This is a genomic window from Acinetobacter sp. Ag2 (genome assembly GCF_001005515.1).
GTDB classification, from domain to species: domain Bacteria; phylum Pseudomonadota; class Gammaproteobacteria; order Pseudomonadales; family Moraxellaceae; genus Acinetobacter; species Acinetobacter bereziniae.
Window position 1 is genome coordinate 25,347 of sequence record NZ_LBNA01000047.1, and the last position, 23,634, is coordinate 48,980.

General features: G+C 39.3%; 23 protein-coding genes. 6 read left to right on the forward strand and 17 right to left on the reverse strand.

The features are described from left to right. Positions 1–127: 127 nt before the first annotated feature. On the reverse strand, positions 128–994 hold the full coding sequence (gene purU, locus AAV97_RS09305) for a formyltetrahydrofolate deformylase (protein ID WP_004826668.1): 867 nt from the start codon (positions 992–994) through the stop codon (positions 128–130). An 83-nt stretch (positions 995–1,077) separates the two neighbouring features. Further along, positions 1,078–1,770 carry a TetR/AcrR family transcriptional regulator gene (locus AAV97_RS09310; RefSeq protein ID WP_004826666.1) on the reverse strand — a complete coding sequence of 231 codons (693 nt, stop codon included), beginning with the start codon at positions 1,768–1,770 and terminating at the stop codon, positions 1,078–1,080. Positions 1,771–1,881: 111 nt separating this feature from the next. Here AAV97_RS09310 and AAV97_RS09315 point away from each other — a divergent pair, with 111 nt between their 5' ends. From AAV97_RS09315 to AAV97_RS09330, 4 genes are all read left to right on the forward strand, one after another. Continuing rightward, complete coding sequence (locus AAV97_RS09315; RefSeq protein WP_009586118.1) at positions 1,882–3,330, forward strand: coniferyl aldehyde dehydrogenase; 1,449 nt, start codon at positions 1,882–1,884, stop codon at positions 3,328–3,330. 165 nt (positions 3,331–3,495) lie between these two features. Continuing rightward, positions 3,496–3,732 (forward strand): 50S ribosomal protein L28, encoded by a 237-nt coding sequence (rpmB, locus tag AAV97_RS09320; RefSeq protein ID WP_000048256.1) that lies wholly within the window; start codon positions 3,496–3,498, stop codon positions 3,730–3,732. 12 nt (positions 3,733–3,744) lie between these two features. Beyond that, complete coding sequence (gene rpmG, locus AAV97_RS09325; RefSeq protein WP_003654787.1) at positions 3,745–3,900, forward strand: 50S ribosomal protein L33; 156 nt, start codon at positions 3,745–3,747, stop codon at positions 3,898–3,900. A gap of 182 nt (positions 3,901–4,082) precedes the next feature. After that, positions 4,083–5,801: a cation:proton antiporter gene (locus AAV97_RS09330; protein WP_005035651.1), complete on the forward strand. Its 1,719-nt coding sequence runs from the start codon at positions 4,083–4,085 to the stop codon at positions 5,799–5,801. Positions 5,802–5,900: 99 nt separating this feature from the next. On the opposite strand, the gene AAV97_RS09335 is transcribed toward AAV97_RS09330, so the two are convergent. The 5 genes from AAV97_RS09335 to AAV97_RS09355 form a co-directional block, all read right to left on the reverse strand. After that, entirely contained in the window at positions 5,901–6,179 is a 279-nt protein-coding gene (locus AAV97_RS09335) for a hypothetical protein (RefSeq protein WP_004826658.1), read from the reverse strand. Between the two features lie 108 nt (positions 6,180–6,287). Continuing rightward, positions 6,288–6,791 carry a DUF6586 family protein gene (locus AAV97_RS09340; RefSeq protein WP_004826657.1) on the reverse strand — a complete coding sequence of 168 codons (504 nt, stop codon included), beginning with the start codon at positions 6,789–6,791 and terminating at the stop codon, positions 6,288–6,290. Positions 6,792–7,108: 317 nt separating this feature from the next. Continuing rightward, on the reverse strand, positions 7,109–7,360 hold the full coding sequence (locus tag AAV97_RS09345; protein ID WP_004826655.1) for an RNA recognition motif domain-containing protein: 252 nt from the start codon (positions 7,358–7,360) through the stop codon (positions 7,109–7,111). Positions 7,361–7,445: 85 nt separating this feature from the next. Further along, a complete protein-coding gene (locus AAV97_RS09350; protein ID WP_046760404.1) occupies positions 7,446–9,437 on the reverse strand; it encodes an ATP-dependent helicase in 1,992 nt (663 codons plus the stop codon). 180 nt (positions 9,438–9,617) lie between these two features. Further along, positions 9,618–10,754, reverse strand: a complete 1,137-nt coding sequence (locus tag AAV97_RS09355) for a glycerate kinase (RefSeq protein ID WP_046760405.1) — start codon at positions 10,752–10,754, stop codon at positions 9,618–9,620. Between the two features lie 100 nt (positions 10,755–10,854). Here AAV97_RS09355 and AAV97_RS09360 point away from each other — a divergent pair, with 100 nt between their 5' ends. Next, positions 10,855–11,307 (forward strand): carboxymuconolactone decarboxylase family protein, encoded by a 453-nt coding sequence (locus AAV97_RS09360; RefSeq protein ID WP_046760406.1) that lies wholly within the window; start codon positions 10,855–10,857, stop codon positions 11,305–11,307. 136 nt (positions 11,308–11,443) lie between these two features. Here the strand turns inward: AAV97_RS09360 and AAV97_RS09365 are convergent, their stop codons facing one another. The 6 genes from AAV97_RS09365 to AAV97_RS09390 all read right to left on the reverse strand — a co-directional run bounded on the left by AAV97_RS09365 (position 11,444) and on the right by AAV97_RS09390 (position 17,344). Then, a complete protein-coding gene (locus AAV97_RS09365) occupies positions 11,444–12,007 on the reverse strand; it encodes an HdeD family acid-resistance protein (RefSeq protein WP_046760407.1) in 564 nt (187 codons plus the stop codon). Positions 12,008–12,142: 135 nt separating this feature from the next. After that, the gene (locus AAV97_RS09370) at positions 12,143–12,901 is read right to left on the reverse strand and encodes a hypothetical protein (RefSeq protein ID WP_046760408.1); all 759 of its coding nucleotides are present in this window, start codon (positions 12,899–12,901) and stop codon (positions 12,143–12,145) included. A gap of 5 nt (positions 12,902–12,906) precedes the next feature. Then, positions 12,907–13,701 carry an NYN domain-containing protein gene (locus AAV97_RS09375; RefSeq protein ID WP_004826644.1) on the reverse strand — a complete coding sequence of 265 codons (795 nt, stop codon included), beginning with the start codon at positions 13,699–13,701 and terminating at the stop codon, positions 12,907–12,909. Between the two features lie 79 nt (positions 13,702–13,780). Beyond that, on the reverse strand, positions 13,781–16,423 hold the full coding sequence (gene topA, locus AAV97_RS09380) for a type I DNA topoisomerase (protein ID WP_042085044.1): 2,643 nt from the start codon (positions 16,421–16,423) through the stop codon (positions 13,781–13,783). Positions 16,424–16,449: 26 nt separating this feature from the next. Beyond that, positions 16,450–16,899 carry an ammonium transporter gene (locus tag AAV97_RS09385; protein ID WP_004826640.1) on the reverse strand — a complete coding sequence of 150 codons (450 nt, stop codon included), beginning with the start codon at positions 16,897–16,899 and terminating at the stop codon, positions 16,450–16,452. Between the two features lie 106 nt (positions 16,900–17,005). Continuing rightward, positions 17,006–17,344: a winged helix-turn-helix transcriptional regulator gene (locus AAV97_RS09390; RefSeq protein ID WP_004826637.1), complete on the reverse strand. Its 339-nt coding sequence runs from the start codon at positions 17,342–17,344 to the stop codon at positions 17,006–17,008. 149 nt (positions 17,345–17,493) lie between these two features. On the opposite strand from AAV97_RS09390, the gene AAV97_RS09395 reads away from it, so the two are divergent. Continuing rightward, on the forward strand, positions 17,494–18,240 hold the full coding sequence (locus AAV97_RS09395; RefSeq protein WP_046760409.1) for an SDR family oxidoreductase: 747 nt from the start codon (positions 17,494–17,496) through the stop codon (positions 18,238–18,240). Positions 18,241–18,313: 73 nt separating this feature from the next. Here AAV97_RS09395 and AAV97_RS09400 read toward each other — a convergent pair whose 3' ends face one another. The 4 genes from AAV97_RS09400 to AAV97_RS09415 all read right to left on the reverse strand — a co-directional run bounded on the left by AAV97_RS09400 (position 18,314) and on the right by AAV97_RS09415 (position 23,627). Beyond that, a complete protein-coding gene (locus AAV97_RS09400; protein ID WP_046760410.1) occupies positions 18,314–19,351 on the reverse strand; it encodes a hypothetical protein in 1,038 nt (345 codons plus the stop codon). A gap of 129 nt (positions 19,352–19,480) precedes the next feature. Continuing rightward, positions 19,481–21,220, reverse strand: coding sequence for an acetyl/propionyl/methylcrotonyl-CoA carboxylase subunit alpha (locus AAV97_RS09405; RefSeq protein WP_046760411.1), 1,740 nt, complete (start codon positions 21,218–21,220; stop codon positions 19,481–19,483). Between the two features lies 1 nt (position 21,221). Next, entirely contained in the window at positions 21,222–22,802 is a 1,581-nt protein-coding gene (locus AAV97_RS09410; RefSeq protein WP_046760412.1) for an urea amidolyase family protein, read from the reverse strand. A gap of 18 nt (positions 22,803–22,820) precedes the next feature. Then, positions 22,821–23,627, reverse strand: coding sequence for a putative hydro-lyase (locus AAV97_RS09415; protein ID WP_009586102.1), 807 nt, complete (start codon positions 23,625–23,627; stop codon positions 22,821–22,823). Positions 23,628–23,634: the final 7 nt, after the last annotated feature.

The window sequence follows — 23,634 nt, forward strand, 5'->3', positions numbered from 1 at the left end:
AAATGAGAAGTGTTTTCATTTGCAACAGCTTTTTTTGCGTTTTTTATCATTTTTACAAATAAAAAAATAAAAAGGGATGCTTAAAGCATCCCTTTTTCATCTTAAAAATTTAACCAACATTCACATATTATTGAAATACAACAGTCTTGTTGCCATCGACAATAATACGATCTTCAAGATGCCATTTGACTGCTCTTGCCAAAACATTACGCTCAACATCCTGACCTAATTCACGTAATTGCTCAACAGTAAAATCGTGATTTACACGTTCTACATCTTGCTCAATAATTGGTCCTTGGTCCAAATCAGCTGTGACATAATGGGCTGTTGCACCAATCAACTTCACACCCTTTTCATAGGCTTGTTTATAAGGATTAGCGCCGACAAATGCAGGTAAGAATGAATGATGAATATTAATCACCTTCATTTCCCATTTTTGTACAAACTCTTCATCAAGAATCTGCATATAGCGTGCAAGCACCAGCAAGTCATTGCCTTGCATGAGTTCATCAATTTGCGCATACGCTTCACGCTTATTTTCTTTATTGACTGGAACCACATGGAAAGGAATACCAAAGTTCTCTACTGACTCACGCAAATCTTCATGATTTGAAACCACTTGTGTGATTTCACAATGTAAACCGCCACGTGAATGACGCCAAAGTAACTCAAGTAAAGCATGGTCGACTTTAGAGACCAAGATACCTACTTTTTTAATATCGCTCACCAAGCTTAAACGCCAATGCATGCTATAGCGTTCAGCAACATTACTTGCAAAAGTTTGGATCAGACTTTCACGACGAGATTGCAAATGGTCAAGTTCAAATTCAACACGCATGAAATAACGTCCGCCCTGAGCTTCAGTTGCGTATTGATCAAGCGCGGTAATATTTGCGCCCTGATGATACAAAAAGCTCGATACAGCTTGCACGATTCCTGGCTTGTCTTCACAAGTAATCAGTAGACGTGCTGTGTTGGCAGTAGTCATGTTCATGTTGAAGGATATCACTTATAAATTAGTTTAAAACAGCCGAGTATTCTAACGCTTTTTTAGCAGCTTTCAATCTTGATTCGGCATCAATCGTGTTTTACTGCCGATAAACTTGCAAATAATTCTGAAGAACCAAAACTTTCCAACAAGCGCTCATAGGTTTCACGGCTTTCACCACGCAAATACGGACCTTCCAAAAACACCATTTGACGTAACGCCTGCCAAATCCATTTTTCATCCAAATGATTGGAATCACTCAAATGCCCAGACATATAAAGGAAGTTTGTCCAGTTGGTCAGTACAATCCAAATATTGATAATCAACGCTTCAATTTCAGAAGCTGTCATCTGCATCAAGCCCGCTTGAACAAAGGCATGATAAATTTTTTGTCCCTGCTGCATCACTTTTCCAGCGAAACGAGGATATATTTTTCTAAAATCATCATTATTTTCTATTAAGTGATAAACATCACGATGTAAGAAACGATATTCCCAAAGTTGGCTACTCAAAACTTGAAAATAACGAATCTTATCATTTGCATTGACTTTACGGTCATCGGGTAATGAAAGCATATCTAATGTTTCTTTTTGATATTGCTCCATCAACTCTTTAATGATTTCTTGCTTGTTTCGAAAATGATAATACAAATTTCCAGGACTAATCCCAAGCTCAGCAGCAATATGATTTGTCGTAACTGCACGCTCTCCGCGTTCATTAAAAAGTTGCAGACTAATCTGCAAAATTCGATCTTTCGTTTTCAAAGTTTTGGAGCTTGACATCCTATTACCATTTTTAACCGTTAGCACAAGCTAACATAAAGTGACTTGACTATTTAGAGTATTTACTCTAAAAAATATATTATATTAACCTATTCGTAAATGGTGTTTGTCATGAACAGTCATACAAAAACAAATTCAATGACTTCCTATTCACCTGAAGTTCAACATATGCACGATCTGCTTGAACAACAGAAAGCTGCTTATCAGCGTTATCCTGTTCCTACAGCTAAAGAGCGTATTGAACGTTTAGCTCGCTTGAAAAAAGTTTTGGTAAAATATCAAGATCAATTTGCAGATGCAATCAATCAAGACTACGGCAATCGTTCAATCAGCGAAACTAAAATCGGTGAACTACTTACCTGTTTAGAGCAAATTAAATATTATAGCAAGCATTTAACAGCATGGATGAAACCATCTAAGCGCCATGTCTCTATGTTACACCAACCAGGCAAAGCCTGGGTGCAATATCAACCTCTAGGTGTAATTGGAATTATCGCACCTTGGAATTACCCATTGTTACTGTCAGTTGGACCGCTGATTTGCGCCTTGGCTGCTGGTAATCATGCCATGTTAAAGATTTCCAGTTCATCTTCTCAATTTGGTTATGTGCTTGAAAATGCATTATCAGAAGCATTCCCACAAGAGTTGGTTGCAGTCGTGAATGGTGGTGGACAAATTTCTGATGCTTTTTCGCATTTAGCCTTCGATAAAATCATTTTTACTGGTTCTACCAATGTTGGTAAAACAGTGATGAGTGCAGCGGCAGAGAATCTTGTGCCTGTTATTCTTGAACTGGGTGGTAAATCACCAGTGATTGTACATCCGTCTAGCGACTTAAAATTGGTGGCTGAACGAATTGCATTTGGTAAGCTTTGGAATGCAGGTCAAACCTGTGTTGCACCTGACTATATGTTCCTGCCTAAAGGTAAAACTGCTGAGTTCATTGATTCATTTAAAGAAATCGCTACAGCAATGTACCCAACCTTGCGAGACAATCAGGATTACACCAGCATCATTAATGATAAACAATACAATCGTATCCAAGGGTATTTAGAAGATGCGCGTCAACAAGGTGCTCAATTCACTGAGATTAATCCTAATCATGAGGATTTAACCGCTGTACGAAAAATTGCCCCAACATTCTTAACAGGTGTCTTACCGACTATGGACATTATGAAGAATGAAATTTTTGGTCCAGTCCTTCCAATCATGGAATATGATCAAATCGACGATGTGATTGACTTTATTAATGGCAGACCTCGTCCACTTGCTTTATACTATTTCGACTTTGACAATGCTCGTGCTGAATATGTTTCCCAACGTACTCACTCAGGACATTTCGGTCAAAATGCCGTTCTAACCCATGTTGCACAAGACGATCTACCATTTGGTGGCGTAGGTGCTTCGGGTATGGGCAAATATCATGGCCCAGAAGGTTTCTTTGGTTTATCACATGAGCGTTCAGTGATGTCTATTCCTAAGCTATTCAGCTTAAAATTCATCTTAGCGCCTTACGATAAACCCCTAAATAAAATTTTAGAGAAAACTTTCTTACGCTAACTGATCAAGGCATGATCTATCACAATAGATCAGATTGCGTTTTGACGAATTCCGCTTGTCTTTTAAGCGGAATTTTGGTATAAAACGCCCCTTGAATGAATTCAATCCGTTTTATTTTGACTGGCCATACAGATTTGCTGTTGGCTAAATCAATGGAGTTACACCATGTCTAAGGTTTGCCAAGTTACCGGCAAGCGTCCAGTCGTTGGTAACAACGTCTCACACGCCAACAACAAAACTAAACGCCGGTTCGAGCCGAACCTGCATCACCACCGTTTCTGGTTAGAAAGCGAAAAACGTTTTGTACGTCTTCGTTTAACCACTAAAGGTATGCGTATTATCGACAAATTGGGCATTGAAAAGGTTGTTGCTGACCTACGTGCTCAAGGTCAAAAGATCTAAGGAGTCTGAACCATGCGTGATAAAATTCGCCTAGTTTCTACTGCTGGTACAGGTTATTTCTATACCACTACTAAGAACAAACGTACTATGCCGGAAAAAATGGAAATCAAAAAATTTGATCCAAAAATCCGTCAACACGTTATCTTCAAAGAAGCTAAAATTAAATAATTTTAGTTTTCTTAAAAAATACGATCCATTTGGGTCGTTTTTTTTGCCTTTTTTTTCTTCAACTTGTTAAAATCTTCATCAAATTTGGCACTATTCGTGCATTTTATATGGTTTCAACTAGAGCCATACCCTTTTAGAAATGATTTTTTGAATGATTTCTCCTAAAAATTAAGGAGTATTTAGTGCCTCATGACGTAGATCTGATTATTTTGCTTGCAGTTGGCTTTGGTATAGCCCTCATTTTTGGCTATATCGCTGCACGTTTACGCCTTCCTCCTTTGATTGGTTATCTTATTGCAGGGATTATTATTAGTCCTAATACACCCGGTGTAGTCGCAGACATCACACTTGCCAATCAGCTTGCTGAATTAGGCGTGATGTTTTTGATGTTTGGTGTAGGCATGCATTTTTCCCTCAATGATTTAATGCAAGTTCGAAGAATTGCTTTACCTGGTGCAATTTTACAAATCGCAGTTGCAACCTTGTTGGGAATAGCTGTTTCCATGTTTTGGGGATGGAGTTTTGGATCTGCACTGGTCTTTGGTTTAAGTTTATCTTGTGCTAGTACCGTGGTTTTATTGAAGGCTTTGGGTGATAAAGGTTTACTCGATTCGATCAATGGTAAAATTGCAGTTGGCTGGTTATTGGTCGAAGATCTGGTCATGGTACTGGTTTTGGTTCTGCTTCCTGCAACCGCAGTACTTTTGGGAGGACATCCCATCGCAGGGCATGAGTCAGATCAAAACATTTGGATGACCTTAGGCATCACGCTACTCAAAGTCACTGGCTTTATTGCCTTTATGCTCATTATTGGGAAACGACTTGTTCCAATGATCATGCAATATGTCGCTCGTTTGGGTTCTAGAGAGCTTTTTACCTTAACAGTGGTTGCAGCAGCAGTTTCAATTGCTTATGGCTCTTACGCGATCTTTGGCGTCTCTATGGCATTAGGCGCATTCTTTGCGGGGATGGTGGTAAAAGAGTCTGATTTTAGTCATCGTGCAGAAGAAGAAACCTTACCATTAAGAGAAATTTTCTCAATCCTCTTCTTCGTTTCTGTGGGAATGTTGTTTGATCCGCGCATTATTATTGAACAACCTTTACATATTTTAGCCGTGATTGCCATCATCATGATTGGTAAAACACTCGCAGCAATGGCGTTGGTTTTATTCTTCCGCTACCCGATCAATACTGCATTGACTGTTGGTGCAAGTTTGGCACAAATTGGTGAGTTCTCATTTATTCTTGCGACATTGGGTCTCTCACTTGGTTTACTCAGCCCTGAAGCACAAAACTTGATTTTGGCAGGTGCATTATTCTCGATTACCCTAAACTCATTCCTGTTCTCTGCCATTGAGCCTGTACAGAACTGGATTCGTGAACGCTCACATTTAGCACGCTTGCTTGAACGTAGTGGTGATCCTTTGGCAATGCTTCCTGATGAAGTCGATCAAGCTTACTTGCGTGACCAAGTGGTGATTGTCGGTCATGGTGAAGTCGGTCGTCGTATCACCAAAACACTTATGGAAGATGGTATTAAAGTCGTGATCGCAGAAGAAAATCGTGAAATCGTAGAAAACTTACGTGAAAAAGGTATTGCTGCGGTTTCAGGTCGTGCCACTGAACCCAGTGTCCTTATTCAAGCGCATATTCAACATGCAAGACTATTGGTTATTTCACCGATGGATATTGTCGATATTCATAAAATTGTCGACACAGCAAAATTACTGAATCCAGAAATTCAAGTTTTGGTTTGTGCTGAAAATAAAGAAGAGGCAGAAGTTATTCGCAAAGACAATGTTGGTGAAGTCTATTATGCAAAAGAGGAAATGGCGAAAAATATGAGCAATCATATTTTGAATCAAATTCAAATTGCACACCATCATGAACCAACGCATTGAATTTGAATTGAGCTTTCAGCTCATTTAAAACAAGTGACAAAGAAAACGCACTTTAAAGTGCGTTTTTTATTTATTTTAGAAAACCAAACCTTAGCTGTACTAGCTCATATATTTCGGCTGCACATCAACAACTTCCGCATGCCATTCATCCGCCTGCTTTTCAAGTAAAGCGAATAATGCAGCTTGAATCATTTGTTGAGCTATTGCTGGTGTTTGATCACCCAATAACGCTTTCACTTCTTCATTAAATTGGATCGTGACCAATGGATCCTTTTCAGATCCTGCATTACGCAATGCCAATTCACCACCTTCGAGTTGTACTAACTCCAAAATAGCTTCTTGATTCCCAAATAACTCTTTTAACTGTTCGATAGACATAAATCCTCCATGCTCAACATGGGGCAAAGCACTGAATGCACTTTGCATCTTGTAGATATTTTATATAGTCATTTAAAACAAAATTTCAAGTGAATCTGATCAAAAAGATCAGAATTCAACCATTTCATTACGAAAACCATCAATAAGTTGTGATAAATCACGATGCCATTCTCTTAAAATTCTGGTATCTGGCAACCATGCTTGTGGTGTTTGTGTCACTTTAATAATTAAATTAGAAGATGTCTCATCTTCAGGTTCTGGCGCACTCGGTTCAGGTGCATATTGGCAAAGTCGATATGCTCTTTTAAGCTCAGCAATAAATCCTTCTTTTGCCAATTTTTGCATCACCAAAACTTCAGGTGATACTTGCCCTTTTGCTGCCATGTTCTCTTCTATCGACTTCAACGTAGGAGACAAATCATTTAAGCGATAATAACGAACCAGTTCCTGTAAAAATGCCAGAACTGCGCCATGTAAATGAAATACGGCTGCTTCACGCTGAGCTTGGGCTTGCTGAACATTTTCTGTCTGTTCTGCCTGCATACATGAAAGACGAGCAAAATAAAGTTTTTGATTGGTACGGTCTGCATGAAAGCGAGCTACACGTGACATGGATGTTCCCTAAGATTTTGGCATTTACTATATAACACCTGTTGATATTTCAAACATGCACTGTGTTATCAATTAAAACAACATAAACAAGGCATGAAAAAATGTCCACTGTCGCAGGTATCTGTGAAGTGTCAACATACTTTACTTAGCTTAATCTTTATTTCACAAAAATCACAATAAATTTTATCCATGTCGAATGTCAATAAAATGAATAGAAAAAATCCAGCAATAAAACATATTTAAATTATTATCTTATAATATTTTTTTATAAATCGTATTTGCAATAAAAAGGAGCACTCCCTGCTCCCTCTTTTGATTTAAGCTTCTGGTTTTTCTTCAGCAGCTTTGACACGAATCCCATGACCATGTAAACGCAAAGTATTCAAACCCTTGATCGCTTTTACAGCTTCTCTGCCATGTGGCATTTCAACAAAAGCAAAACCTTTTGATTTGCCTGTGGTTGCATCCAGCACCAATGTACAAGACTTCACTGTGCCAAATTGTTGGAACAACTCTAATAATTCAGCTTCTGTTACAGTGCGTTCTAAACTGCGAACTAAAATTTTCATCTTACAACCTTAAATATAAACGAGGCAAAAAACATCAAAAAGCACTCGCCTACCTACTTTTTGAATGAAAAACGATTGCTATAGTTTAATCCAGATCAATGCCAAAATCTAAATTAATCGCTTGCCGCTCGATTAAAGCACTTTTAACCGTTTGTTCTCGTTGTCTGTAATGAGTTTCTGTTGTACATAAATTTCGAGTTAAATCATTGAAGAAATAACTTTCAATTTCTCTGCCTTGTTCATCCGTCTGACGATGCGCCCAAAAGTTTAAATTTTGCTTGGTTAAAATCAATTCGTTCTGTGCACGGGTGAGTGCCACATAAAGAACTCTGCGTTCTTCCTCAACTTCATCAAAATTACCTTGTGCGCGTGCATGCGGATATTGTCCTGCGGATACATTGGCAACATAACACACTTTTTGTTCAGTTCCCTTTGCCGAATGAATCGTAATCAGTGTTACCACATCATCTTGCGACTGACGTTCGATCTCACTAATTGAAACAGGGTCAAGCACATACTCTTCTAAAAACTCACTTAATTGGCTATGTTTTGAGGCAAGCTGTTTAACCAGATCAAAATCACCCACGCGTTTATGCCAATCCTTCTTAGCATAATTCTCTTCTAACTGATTGAGAATTGCTTCAACACCAAGCCGAACACAAGCTTCAACTTCAGTTTTCAACACACTCATTTGCTTCATGATCAACAAGGTATGATCTGGAATACGCCCAAATTTCTCAAGTTTCTCCGTAATTTTTTCAATATCAGGATCAAGTAACAGCTGTTGAGCAAGCTTACTTGCACCGACATCACCAACACCATTCCAAAGGGTTAAGAAACGCATCCAAGCAATATCATCAAGCGGATTGGCAATCACACGCAATAAACTCAACAAGTCTTTGACATGTGCCGTTTCAAGTAATTTCATCCCACCAATAAACCGGTATGGAACATTGGCTTGAATAAATGCAGCTTCGATATGTCTGGCAGCAAAAGCTGAACGCACCAAGACCATATGATCATTCCATGCCGAGCCTTCCAACAAATGACGTTCTTTAATGTCGATTGCAATCCACTTTGCTTCATCAAACTCGTTTGGGAAAACATGCATACGTGGTTTAAGACCATCGCCGCGGTAAGCTTCTAGTTTTTTATCATAATGAATCGGGCTTTGCTCCAATAGCCAATTGGAGAGGTCTAAAATCTCTTGCGTAGATCGATAATTTTTTTCTAATTTGAAAATCTCTGCGTCTGGTACTCGATCTTTGAAATGATGAATGTTTTCAAAATCTGCACCACGAAAACCATAAATAGATTGTGCATCATCACCGACACAAAACAATGAGGTTTTTTCTTTCAACGGTTCTAAAATCGCCCATTGCAAAGGATTGGTATCCTGCATTTCATCAACCAGCATGTATTGACATAGGCTTGCCACATACTCAACCAATCCCTCCGATTGCGCCAAAGCCGATGCAACAACAGCCAGAATATCATCGTAATCGAGAAAGCTACGAGTGCGTTTACGGCTTTCGTACTCTTTCATAATTTCAGCAATTTGATCTTTATATTCTAAAAACTCAGGCAACTGTTTTTCTAAAGCTAAGCTGAGTTTTTGACGAGTATTGCGAGCAAAAGAATATAAATCACAAAGTTGTTGTGGCTTGGGTAACGCATTCGGGTTCTTTTTATCATCCTTGCCCCGAATCAAACGAAATAACATCAATTGATCATCACGATCAATGATTGAAAACTGGTCCAGACCAAATGCTTTCGGTGCACGGCGCAGTAGATACATGCAAAAGGTGTGGAATGTCGAAGCTCGTAATCCTCTCGCCTGATCACCCAATGCCAACTCTACTCTTGCTACAATTTCACTGGCAGAACGACGAGTAAAGGTCAAAATCTGAATTTGATTCGCAGGAATACCTTGATCTATGAGATATGCAGCACGAGCGACAATGGTTTTTGTTTTGCCACAACCTGCCCCTGCAAGCACTAGACTATGCTTGTTTTTAGTCGTAGCAGCTTGTTTTTGTTGAGGGTTTAATTCATCAATCAGGTTGGCTAAACTCATTTTCACTCATCACTTTATGGATGGTCGTTAGTTTAGCAGAGCTATCATGAAATTATGTAGTTTAAGCTCATGATCAAGTCGTGAATTGACGCTTTACTCTGGATCGAAGATCGAGAAATATTGAAGATAAAAGATTCAACCTCTATAAAAAACAATCAAAATTTACTCGATCTAGAAACACTATAGATTGATTAAGCGAGCCACATTTTCACAACAACGCTGTAAATTTTGCTCACCTTGCTTCAACGCTGTTTGTAACTCACAAGCACCATCAACAATTCCGAAAATTGCAGTAAAACCTTCAGTGTATAACTCCTCAATTCCTTGCCCCACGTACCCAGCAAAAGCAATCACTGGTTTATTCAACTTCTTAGCAACTTGCGCCACTCCAAAAGGGGTTTTACCGAACTTGGTCTGAAAATCCATACCACCTTCTCCAGTCAAAACATAATCAGCTTTCGCAACTTTTTCAGCAAGTTGAGTTTCTTCAATCACAAGCTCAACGCCTGAACGTATTTTCGCACCTGTAAATACCATCAGACCAAAACCTAAACCACCTGCTGCACCCGCCCCCTGTACATCGGCAACATCGACATTTAATTGATGTTTTACCAACTCCGCAAAATATTTTAAATTTTGATCAAGTTTTTCAACCATCTTTGGTGTTGCTCCTTTTTGTGGGGCAAACACATAAGAAGCGCCAGACGCTCCACACAAAGGATTAGTCACATCACTGGCAATGATAATCTCGGTCTGCTTTAAACGATGGTCCAATTGCGAAATATCAATGCTCTCAATTTGCTCCAGTTGCCCACCACCAACATTCACAATGTGCATATTTTTATCTAAAAATTTTGCTCCCAATGCTTGTGCCATTCCTGCACCTGCATCGTTGGTAACACTGCCCCCTAAACCGATAATGATTTTAGACACACCCAACCCTAATGCTGCTTTGATCATTTCACCTGTACCCATAGTTGTTGTCACTAAAGGATTACGTTGGGATTTTTCGATCAAGTGAATACCATTCACCATCGCCATTTCAATAACGGCTGTTTTGCCATCATCAATTAAACCTAAATAGCTTTGAACATTTTGACCGATCAAAGGACCTGTGACTTCAAAATGTACTTTACGACCATCCCGAGCAGCGACTAAAGCATCAACGGTTCCCTCACCACCGTCAGCCATAGGTACATGAATAAATTGCGCATTAGCAATGACTTTTTCAATGCCGCGTTGCATTGCAAAACAGGCTTGTTCAGCCGTCATACTTTCTTTAAATGAGTCTGGAGCAAGAACAAAAACTTTAGTCATGAGAAAATTTATTTTGGTGATATTCAAAAAATAACATAACGATTTTTTTATAGCGAATAAACTGTGAAGTGAAAAAATTAACACTCAAGAAATAATCATTATGCAACGTATAAATCTCGGTAAAACTGCCCCTGAACTCTATAAAACGGTCATCGAACTTGAAAACTTATCTATGCAAAAAGTTCAACAAGCTGGGCTAGATATAGGTTTTTCACATTTATTGAAATTACGCGCTTCTCAAATCAACCAATGTGCTTTTTGTGTGCGCATGCATACCCAAGATGCAGTTAAAGCAGGTGAGACGACTGATCGTATCTCCCTGATCAGTGCTTGGCGTGAAAGCGAATACTTTAATCAAAAAGAACGTGCAGCGTTAATTTTAATTGAAGAAATCACATTGCTTACCCAGCATCATTTTCCTGATCAAGCTTATGAGCAGGCAGCGCAACATTTATCCAGTGCTGAAATTACTGCAATTGAATGGATTGGCATTGTGATTAATACATGGAATCGCATTGCTATTTCTAGTCAATATCGTGTTGCGCCTGAATAAGTTGTAAACATTCGTTTTTTAAATTAAGTACCTGAAAAGATCAAATTTCATCAACTGAAACGGCAAAATAAAAAACGCCCGATGTAATACATCAGGCGTTTTTTATTATTGGTCTATTTTAGAAGCAAAGATTAAATTAGTGACTTGCAGGAGGAATATGCTTAATTGCTGCGGCAAAAGTCAGGTAATTCACTCCTTGAAATAAAATATCTACACCTAAGAATAATCCAAGTATCCAAAAAGGAGCATCTGGTGAAGCCAGAATAATTGCCCCTGTTGCCAAAGTTAATAAACCTGAAAATAATGTCCATCCCCATCCAGACATTGGCTTGAGCATAAAAGCATTAAAAATACGAATAAAACCACCAATCAATAAAGCAATTGCCAGAAGATTGGTAAGCACCACTGCGGTAGTCACGGGTGACTTAAATGCATAATATCCAGCAATCAGATACAGCACACCAAACAATGCCCAAAGCCAGCGGAACCCGCCATCAAAAATTTTAAATGCTGCGATAAGATGCAAAACCCCACCAATCATCATCAACGCACCAAACAGTACGACAACTGTAAGTGTTGCCATACCCAATGAAGCCAATAAGACCAATCCAAAGATGACCAACAATGCCCCAAGTAAAAGATACCATTTGCGGTTTTCATGGAGTTGGTGACGAACTAAATCATTTCCGACTGTACGCATATTCTTCTCTTGTTTGTTATTCATTGATTTGATTGTTGATCTAATTCAGCATCTTGTCTGTATAAAATCTGCATCTAAAGCATATAAAATATTGCCTTTATACGAAATCAACAAAATAACAGCTTTCCCTAGATACTATTTTACCCACCCCATCTCTTGTGCAGTTAAGCGACTGATCATGGTATCTTCCAAATGTTCAGGGGTTTTACTTTTGCTTTGGGAAAGTGGAATATAACCGCCCATAATTTCTGCATGCTGTTGCGGGTAAAGTGGTTGTTGCTCAGGATTTGCATAACCTGTTGGATAAAGAGGCTGCCCTGTCGATAAATCATATTTATCTTGAGCACCAAAGGTATGTAATAACTCATGTACTAAGACAACTTGATTACTTGCACTTTGCTTTGGTGAGGCAAATAAGTTGACTGAGCCAATACGCCCACGTTCTAAGGCAGTTGAGTGCTTTAAAACTTTCTGTAAGTTTGGATCATAATAATTCAAATACAAGGTCACAGATGGCGTTCCATCTGCTCCTTGATGTTGATTCCAAGCATAGAATCTGAACTTTAAACTCCATAATATCGTATTCAATATATTTGAAGATTCAGGAAACTTTGGCGGTAGAGTATTTAATTCACGCCCAAGCTGAAAATGAAAAGAGACTGCTTGACCACGAAAAAGTTGAGATTGCTGTGCCAAATAATGCGTCATCACTTGTAAATCATCGACAGAAATTTGCTGTATATAATGGGATGTAGAGACTTGTCCATCTGCATTGATTGGATGGAGTAAAACCACAATCGGTTTTGTCCAGTCTTGATTCATATCTCGCCAAGCATTCATTCCCACAACAAGTAGAATACCCAATAAAATTGCAATTCGAAGTTTTTTCCACATTGAATTTAGCTCTGTTTTTTACGCTTTTTAAGAAACATTTGACTCCCCTCTATTTTAGTTTCAAAGACTTCCACAGCTTTTATCAGTCCTGATAACTTTGTATAACCATAATCACGAGTATCAAAATCTGGCTTTACTGTACTTAAATAGGTACCAATAGAACCTAGATATGCCCAACCGTTGTCATCTGAGTTGTCTTTTACCGCCTTATAAATCAAATTTAAAGTGGCTTTATCAATGGGTGTTTTCGTTTCTTCTTTATCGATTGGAGAAGGTTTTTTGGTATCTTCATTATTTTTAGTTTCAGTACTTTGTTTTTCTTCTTCTTTCTCTTCAGCAATCAAGTTTTCAATCGAAATAAATTTATCACAGGCTTTTTTAAATGGCTCAGGTGTTTTCTTACGCCCAAAACCATAAACAACTAAACCACTTTCCCTTATTCTTGAAGCCAAAGGGGTAAAATCACTATCACTAGACACAATACAAAAACCATCCAATGCACCACCATATAATAAATCCATCGCATCGATGATCAAAATCATATCTGTAGCATCTTTACCGCTGGTATATGCAAATTGCTGTACAGGTGTAATCGCATGCGGCAATAAGACTTCTCTCCATTTTTTTAGAGAATCACTGCTCCAATCTCCATAAACACGCTTTACACTAGCAATCCCGTATTTTGCCACTTCCTCCAATACCGACGAAATTGAGTTCACAGATGAATTATCAGCATCAATTAAAACCGCAAATTTTTTAGTATTTTCCACAATATCCCCAATTTTTAGTTTTTTATTCATTCATTTATCATACCGCTTCCCATAATAATTGATATAAAAAATGCCCACTTTTGTGAGCATTTTTATGAGTAATTAAAACTTAGGCTTCAACCCATTTTCCATCTTGGTAAACCAAGGACCACTTGGTTTGTTTACCTTCTGGTGTTTCCGAACCAATATACTGTGCTTGATTCTTACGACTGAATTTCACCAATGTCGGATTTCCATCTGGGTCTTGATCGGGTGCTTGCAAAATAAATTGATATTTTGGATCGAGTTGATCTGCAACAGAACGCAATTCAGCAACCTTAGGTGCACGTGTTTCACGTACTTTCGGGAACTTACTTGCAGCCAAGAATAGACCCGCAGCACCATCACGAAGAACAAAGAAGTCATCATGTTTGGTTGAACGTAAATGTTCCATTTTGATTGGATCTACACGTGGTGGCGCAGGTTGACCATTCTTCAACACTTTACGGGTATTATCACAGCTCATACAGGCAAAATAAGGACCAAACCGACCATTTTTTAACTGCATTTCACCATCACACTTGTCACAAGGAATGGTTGGACCATCATAGCCCTTGATTTTGAACTCACCTTCTTCAAGTTCATAACCATCACAGTCTGGATTGTTTCCACAGATATGCAGTTTTCGACCACCATCAATGACATAGCTGTCCATTGCAGTACCACAAATTGGACAGCGTTTTTTCGACATCAAATCGGCAGTTTCAGCACCATCATCATCGGAAAGTGCTGCCAGTGATTCGACAGGCGTAAGATTCAACGTGCCCTTACAACGTTCTTTTGGAGGTAAGTTGTAACCTGAACAACCCAGAAAGACACCTGTCGTCCCTGTACGAATCTGCATTGGACGTTCGCATTCTTTACAGTGTACCGCCTCAACTTCTACAGGTAAGTTACGGCGCATGCCATTCTCACCTTGAGCTGTGGTTAAACGCTTTTTAAAATCGCCATAGAAACTATCAAGAAGCTCTTTCCAATTACGTTCGCCATCTGCAACTTTATCCAACTGACCTTCTAAATCCGCTGTAAAAGCGTAATTCATTAGATTGTTAAAGTTCTCATCCAAACGGTCTGTGACAATTTCCCCCATCTTCTCAGCGAAAAGACGGCGGTTGTCTAACTTGACATAGCCTCGATCTTGAATCGTCGAAATAATCGCAGCATATGTCGATGGTCGCCCGATACCCCGTTTTTCCAATTCTTTGACCAATGATGCTTCAGTAAAACGTGCAGGTGGTTTAGTGAAATGTTGAGAAGGATCAAGTTTCTCAAGTTTTAAAATTTCACCCACTTTTACGGCTGGTAATAGAACATCATCATCAGATTTGTTTTGACCACGAACTTTGGTAAAACCATCAAAAACTAGAGTACGACCTTTGGCTTTGAGCTCTACGCCATTGGCATCCACTAAAATTGTTGAAGATAAATACTCTGCAGGTGTCATTTGACATGCCACAAATTGACGCCAAATTAAATCATATAAACGTTGTGCATCACGCTCAACGCCAGCCAAGCTATCGCCTTTTAATCCAACGTTTGAAGGACGAATTGCTTCATGGGCTTCTTGTGCATTTGCCTTGTTGCCATAGCGATTGGCTTTTGCAGGTAAATATTTCGAACCAAACTCTGTTTCAATGTGCTGACGCACCATACTGACTGCATCATCACTTAAAAATGTTGAGTCAGTACGCATATAGGTAATAAAACCAGCTTCATATAAACGTTGTGCAAGCATCATGGTTTTCTTTACTGAGAAACCTAAGCGTGTACTTGCCGCTTGTTGTAGCGTTGAAGTGATATATGGCGCACTTGGATTAACCTTAGTCGGTTTATCTTCACGAGTGGCAACTTTATATTCAGCATCTTTTAAAATTTTCAACAAAGCATCAGTTTGCGCTTTATTCTGTAATTTTAATGTCTTACCAGCTTGCTTCACTACTTCTAGGCGAATCTCATCTTTTTGAGATTTAGTGTCTGCAAAAACTTGCCAATATTCTTCAGGAATAAAGGCACGAATTTCACGTTCACGTTCCACCACCAATTTCACAGCTACAGATTGCACGCGACCCGCAGATAGACCACGTGCAATTTTTTCCCATAACAATGGTGAAACCATAAAGCCAACAACTCGGTCTAGAAAACGACGAGCTTGTTGCGCATTGACTCGATTTAAATCTAGACGTGTCGGCTGTTTAAATGCTTCTTGGATGGCATTTTTGGTAATTTCATTGAAAACCACACGATGGTAACGGCTATCATCCCCACCAATGACTTCTCTCAAATGCCAAGCAATTGCTTCCCCTTCTCTATCCAAATCCGTTGCGAGATAGATTTCATCTGCATCTTTGGCAAGCTTTTTGAGTTCGGCAACAACATTCTCTTTGCCGGGAAGCACTTCATACTTAGCTTTCCAACCATGTTCTGGATCAACACCCATACGATTGACGAGTGCGGATTGTGCCTTTTCAGCCTTCTGATCTTCCGTCAACTTGGTGCGTGTTGCTGGCTTTTTTTCTGCTGTTTTACTTGAGCCGCCTGTAGGTAAATCACGGACATGACCTACGGATGACTTTACAATGTAATTTGAGCCTAAATATTTATTAATCGTTTTCGCTTTTGCAGGCGACTCCACAATCACTAATGCACGCTTTTTTCCAGCATCAGGAGATTTTGCTGTAGTGCTTTTGGATGTGGACCGAGGAGCGTTCGCCATAATAAACCACTGTTCCTATTATTAAGTTAAATTTCAGCCAATTTGAGTAAATATGCTTTCATATCATCAAGTTGTGTTGCTCTTAGGTCAGATTCTTCATCCCAATATAGCCCTACACAATTTGCCTGCATATCAATAGCATAAATCCCCTTTAATGCAATGGGAAAATCTTTAAATTTCGCATCACCTTGAATCACGTGAAGCTTTTCATCTTCGACACATGCACGCATCAGCGCTAAACGTGCATCAGGAATCAGCACACTATAATAAGCCACCATACTTGCACGAGATTCTGTTGCCATTGGGATTTTAGTCCATTCTGGCGCAGCCACCAAACGCGGATGCAAACCCATCTTTCGGGCTTTTTCACGCATTAAACCTAATGCCTTTTCTCTTGGGCTTACGCGTAAGCCAAAAATTGAGCCCAGTACAAAAACAACGATTACGAGCGCAACCCAAAGACCAGTGTGTTCCATAGTTCACCTTTAAATTCCTATATTAGAGTTGCATAAGCTGAATATAAAACGCAAGTTTAAAATTAAAATTACAACGAATCTGTAATTTTAAAGTCAGCTTAATGTCTTATTTTTCATCTCTATTTTTTTCGTAAAACGTCATCCAATCACCCAATGAGCGAATCGAACTTTCCAAAGATTTTCCCAATGCAGTAATTTGATATTCTACACGTGGAGGTACTTCTGGATAAATCTGTTTGGAGATCAGTTGGCATTCTTCTAAAAGCTTTAACTGTTTTGAAAGTTCCTTTTGAGGAATCGGTGCTAAAGCCTTTTGTAATTGATTAAATCGCACAGGATGTTGAGCTTGTATAAGATGATAAACAATCGGCAAGACCCATTTGCCTGAAAATATCGCAACGAATCGCATAATTGAACAGTTTTGCTCATATTGCACAGTTGTCATTTTTCACCTTACATAAAGCTACAATTTATAAAAGCTGATTTCAGCCTATTTCAAACCCAACAGCGACTTAGTTACCATTTGGTAAGTTCTTACATCTGCGCATAAATTTTCACAATATACGTGTTTCTTAATGACATTATAGTGAAAAAATGAGATTAAAAGACAAGACTGTTTTAATCACAGGTGCAACCAGTGGAATTGGCTTTGCTGCCGCACAACGAGCCATTGAAGAAGGTGCACGAGTAGTCTTTACTGGACGGAATATCAATCAAATTGCACAAGTTCAACAGCAATTAGGATCGCAAAGTTTCGGTTTTACATGTGACCATGCTGACTTAAATTCACAGCATGATTTTCTCAAAAAATTACAGCAATTATCCTTTATCTTTGATGTGATTTATATCAATGCAGGCGTTGTGAACCATCAACGTTTTGGGCAATGGAGCGTTGAACAATTTGATGAGGTGTTAAATACCAATCTAAAAGGTCCTTTCTTTTTGATTCAAAGCCTTCTTCCCATGATTAATCCAAACAGTTCAGTAATTTTATGTGGTTCAACCAGCATTCATATCGCATTAGAAAAAAGCAGTGTGTATGCTGCTTCAAAGATCGCCTTACGCTCCTTGGTCAAAACACTTTCAAGGGAACTGTTAAATCATAAAATACGCTTTAATCTGCTTTCTCCTGGACCGACATTTACACCTGCACTGAATAAAGTCGCAGACAGCCCTGCTGAAGTTGAACAGCTCAAAACCAGTATTGAAAATTTAGTCCCACTACAAAGACTTGCCACAGCAACAGAAATTGCCAACGCCTTTATTTATCTTGCTTCTGATGAGTCTCGTTTTGTTGTTGGAACAGAACTATTGATAGATGGTGGTGTTGCCAACTTGTAAAGCATTTAAATCAAAAAATCTGAAAGTAGATCAGAGATCTCTTGGAGTGTTTCTCTCATCTACTTGAACAGCATTAATTCAAATACATTTCATGACTGTAGACCACTTCATGCCCATTCCAATAAATATAGCCTTTTTCAATCAACTCTTTAAGCAATAAACGAACATCAGATTTAGGGAACATTTTTTCCAATAGATCGCGCAATGCATAAATATCTTTGGGTTTCGATGTTTTTAAATCATTCAGTTTATGAATCACTTCAATTTGAACAGGATCAATCTGCTCAAAGTTTTTAAACAGCACCTGTTGTACCGCTTCAAGTGATTCCTGATCATCTATTTCTTGGATAACCTGTTGCGGATGCGCATGTAAGCTTTCTAAAATTTGATCAATTTTATGTAATTTAATATGCGATTGTTTGTCCAGCTGTTGATCAGCTTGGTCATGAGAAGTTGAATTTTCTATATCGAGACTGATCCACTGTTTTAAGACCTTTTTCCGATAAGAAATTTGTTCATCAAGGCATTTCACAATTCTTAAATTAATCAGCATTCCTACAAGATGCTGTGCTTTTTCTGGCACAATTTGCAATGTATTGGCAACAGAGTTGCGTAATTTTTCAATTGTATTCGGCTTTCCTGTCATCTTTGCTAAAGCATCACAATACTTTTTAACCATTTGTAAATACGGTTTATTTTGAATTGTTTCAAGACTTGGAAGCTGTCGTTTTTGACTTGGCAATTGACCAGTCGGATCAATTTGAACAAGACGGCAATCGAGATGTACATTACGGATGATATCCAACAACACCGTACAAGTGGATGTGGCAGAAATAATTTCGATCTGTGTATCTGGTGTTAAGAGTGCCAATAATTGCCCTGCAATCACGGCATATTCATATTCTTTTTGAGCCGCTTGAGGAACGTCTAAAATCACCACTTGACCACTGTTGATCCAACTGGAAAGCGCTGTGAGATCAGTCAGTGAATAATGAAAATGCCCAGTACAATTAAAAAGATATAATGTAGCGTAATGCTCAACCATTTTACCCAGCATTGATGCTGTAGGCATATTATTTTCAAGGTCAAAAAGAACAACTGTATCCGGCATGGTCAAAAGTTTGCAATTAAACAGTGGCGTGCATTACAGCGGGCTTTCAGTAAAAGGTCAAATAAAATTGGAAATTTAACTATAAATTTCCAATTTTTACGCTCAGGTTAAATTGCACATGTCTAAAGACTATTGAATACTGGCAATCACATGATCAGCCTGACAAGTTGTCCCCACGTTTGCCGATATTTGTATTTGACCACTTTGGTGTGCGAGCACTTGAACTTCCATTTTCATGGCTTCCATAATCGCCACTACTTGCCCTTCAGTGACGTGCTCGCCTGTTTGAACTTTCCATGCCACGATTGCGCCATTAAGGGGTGCAAGCAAATGCTCAGGTAGAGTCTCAAAGGATGTTTTTTGATCTACATGTTGACTCGTTGGCATAATATTTTGGGCAAACAGCCCCGCAGGCAGTCCCAAACGGTGTAATTTCCCATCAATTTCGATATAGCTCAATGTCATCGCTTGCTGATGTTGAGGAATACTTCGCTGCGTCGGTTTTAATACCTGCTTAAAGTCATTTTCAATCCACCGAGTATGGACTTTAAATTCTTCAGTAAAATCAGGTTCATTCAATACAGCACGATGAAAATCTAGTACTGATGCAACACCTTCGATTTTAAATTGCTTGAGTGCACGTTTTGCACGTGCAATTGCGATCTCACGGGTTGAGCCTGTCACAATGAGCTTCGCCATCAAAGAATCAAAGTGGCTTGAAACTAACGAGCCTGTACGCACCCCTGTATCAACACGTACACCATGACCAAAAGGTGCTTCAAATAGACTCAATGTGCCAAATGCAGGAATAAAGCCACGACTTGGATCTTCCGCATTAATCCGGAACTCAATAGCATGCCCAAGTGCCTTTGGTGTATCTTGAATAGACAGTTCTTCACCTAATGCAACTCGGATTTGTTCAACCACCAAGTCTACCTGTGCTGTTTCTTCAGTCACAGGATGTTCGACTTGCAAACGCGTATTTACTTCAAGAAAAGACAATGTACCATTTTGGCTCAACAAATATTCAACTGTTCCTGCTCCGACATATTGTGCTGCCTGACAAATATTTTTTGCAGAACTAAGGATTTCTTGATAAATCTCATCACTGATAAATGGCGCAGGAGATTCTTCGACCAGTTTTTGATTACGGCGTTGTAGAGAACAATCTCGTGTCCCCAACACCACCACATGTCCATGCTGATCAGCGATCACCTGTGCTTCTACATGACGAGGATTATCTAAATATTGCTCAACAAAACACTCTCCACGACCAAATGCAGCCTTGGCTTCTCGAACCGCAGACTCATAGAGCTCTTTCACTTCTTCAAGTTTCCAAACCACTTTTAGACCACGACCACCGCCACCGAAAGCAGCTTTAATTGCAATAGGCAAACCATGCTGTTTGGCAAAGGCTAATGCTTCTTCTGCATTATTCAAAGGATCTTGTGTACCTTGAACCAGAGGTGCGCCGACTGAAGCTGCGATTTTACGTGCTTCAATTTTATCTCCTAATTTTTGAATCGCAGTTGGAGATGGACCTACCCATTTTAAACCAGCATCAATTACTGCTTGAGCGAACTCTGCACGTTCTGATAAAAAACCATAACCAGGATGCACCATCGTAGCTTTAGATTTCTTAGCAACATCAATGATGGCATCGATATTTAAATAGGTTTCTTTAGCGGTTGCTCCCGCTAAACCCCATGCCTCATCTGCAAGCTCGACATGTAAGCTGCCGATGTCATCATCTGCATACATGGCAATAGATGTGATACCCATATCACGACACGCTTGAATAATACGTACAGCAATTTCGCTACGGTTGGCGATTAATAGTTTTTCATTGGCATAATTTTGCTTGTTCATTTCAATTCTCTATCTCTACAAATTCGGCAATTTTTCTAAACTTGACATGGCAATCTGCAGGTATTTGCGCCACCAGATTCCAATGGTGTTTAGCAACCGAGGCAATCACGGGATAACCACCAGTAAGTGGGTGATCGTTCATAAACAAGACCGGCTGACCATTTGGTGGAATTTGTAAAGCGCCAATACAGGTACCTTCACTTTCCAACTCATGGGTCACTTTACGGTTGAGTGGTTGTTTACCCAACAAGCGCAAACCAACACGGTTACTTTCATTGGTGACTAACCAGGATTGATTGCACAGTTTCTCAATACTGTCTTGATCGAACCAATCCGTGCGGGGTCCCATCACAATATCCAGTTCAACCGTGTCGCCAAGTTGAGGGAGATTGGCTTTTGCCACGTCATTGATCGTGATATTGGATGGGACAACTTGACCTTGGTAAAGCACATCCCCCACTTTTAAGGGATGTGGACCAAGAATTGCTAAACTGTCAAAAGAACAGCTATTTAAAACAGGCTGAATGTCGAAACCACCACGAACTGCAAGATAATTTCGTAGTCCAGCACGAGGAGTTTGTATGTGAAACTCATCACCACAATCTAATGCGATGGGTTGATAACACTCAAAATCAGCGTTTTGACCATCTGCAAATTTCACATGAATATTTGAAATTGCACCCGCCACAGCAATAACCGCTGAATGTTGCATTTTTGCTTTTAAACCGCCATTTAAAATCTCAATTACGGGTGTGTCAGTTGGATTACCCACAATTCGATTGGCACTGTGCATAGAATCAATATCCATCGCACCTGCTGTCCCAACACCAATACTGGTCTGTTGAAAGCGACCTTCATCTTGAATCGAAGTTTGCAATCCAGATGCAGTCAGTTTAAATAATGGTAATTTTGAACCATTGTCTTGCACCGAGGTGATCTGTTTTGGTACATCTACAGAAATAGGATGACGTGTCACATCTTCAAAATTTACAGTCATTCCGGGTCTTAACAGTGCAGGATTCGAGCGTTCCAAATCCCACATTTTTTCAGCTGTTGTACCAATCAATTGCCAACCGCCAGGGCTATCCTTCGGATAAATGCCTGAATATTGACCTGCTAAACCTAGAGAGCCTGATGGAATTTTTTTACGGGGCGTTTTTAAACGCGGAATATCCGTAAACGGCTGGTCAGGACTATTCATATAGGCAAAACCAGGCGCAAAACCAATAAATGCGACATCCCAAGTACTTTGATGATGTTTACGAATCAAATCTGCGACAGATAAGCCCTGTAACTCTGCCACTTGTGCTAAATCTTCACCATCATAACGAATGGGAATAATCACTTGCTGGCAATGTCGCTGAATATCTAAATCTATATTTAAGCTACCGATTAAAGTCGATAAGGTTTTGAAGTCAGTGTTGATCTCATCAAAAAACACCAAAATCGTCTTTGCAGCAGGAATTAAATCTTTGATTCCTTTCAAGTGTAAATTTTGCAATTTGCTGTATAACGCCAAAGTTTCTTGCAAACTGGCAAGTTCAATCAAGAAACTATCGGAATTTACTGATAAAAATCGCATTTACTGATCCTTTCTTTTTTAACCCATCCAGACACGATCTGGAATGTCGGTAATCAACATGTGTCCCGGTGCATGACTAATTGCAAATGGAATTTTTGAGTTCATTACAGCTGCTTGAGGTGTTACACCACACGCCCAAAACACAGCAATCTCGCCCTGTTCAATACGAGATGCTTCACCAAAATCAGGTTGATTAATATCTTGAATACCTAAACTTTCAGGATGTCCAATATGCACAGGTGCACCATGCACACTTGGCATACGTGCGGTAATTTTCACAGCTTCTGAAACTTGATCCGCAGGAATTGGTCGCATGGAAACCACCATATTTCCTGAAATGCGCCCTGCTGGTTCGCAACTAATGTTGCTCAAATACATGGGTACATTGGTTTTATCATGAATATGACGGACTTCTATACCAGCATCTTGCAATGCTGTTTCAAAAGAAAAGCTACAACCAATTAAAAATGTCACCAAATCTGGATGATCATTGTAAATCTCAGTTGCATCGGTCACTTCATCGACCATTTCACCATCTTTCCAAATTCGATAGCGTGGAAAATCGGTTCGAATATCTGCATCCAATGCCAATTTTGTGGCATAAACACCTTCTTCTAGAACATCGAGAACAGGACAACTTTGAGGATTACGGTGCGCATATAATAAGAAATCATAAGCCCAATCTTTGGGTACAGAAATCATATTCACTTGGGTCATACCCGGTGCCATACCAGCCGTAGGTCGATCAAAACCTGCACGAATTTGCTGTCTTGCTTGTTGGGTCACTTTTAATTGTGCTGGGTCAACTTTGATATTTTTCAACATGTGTATC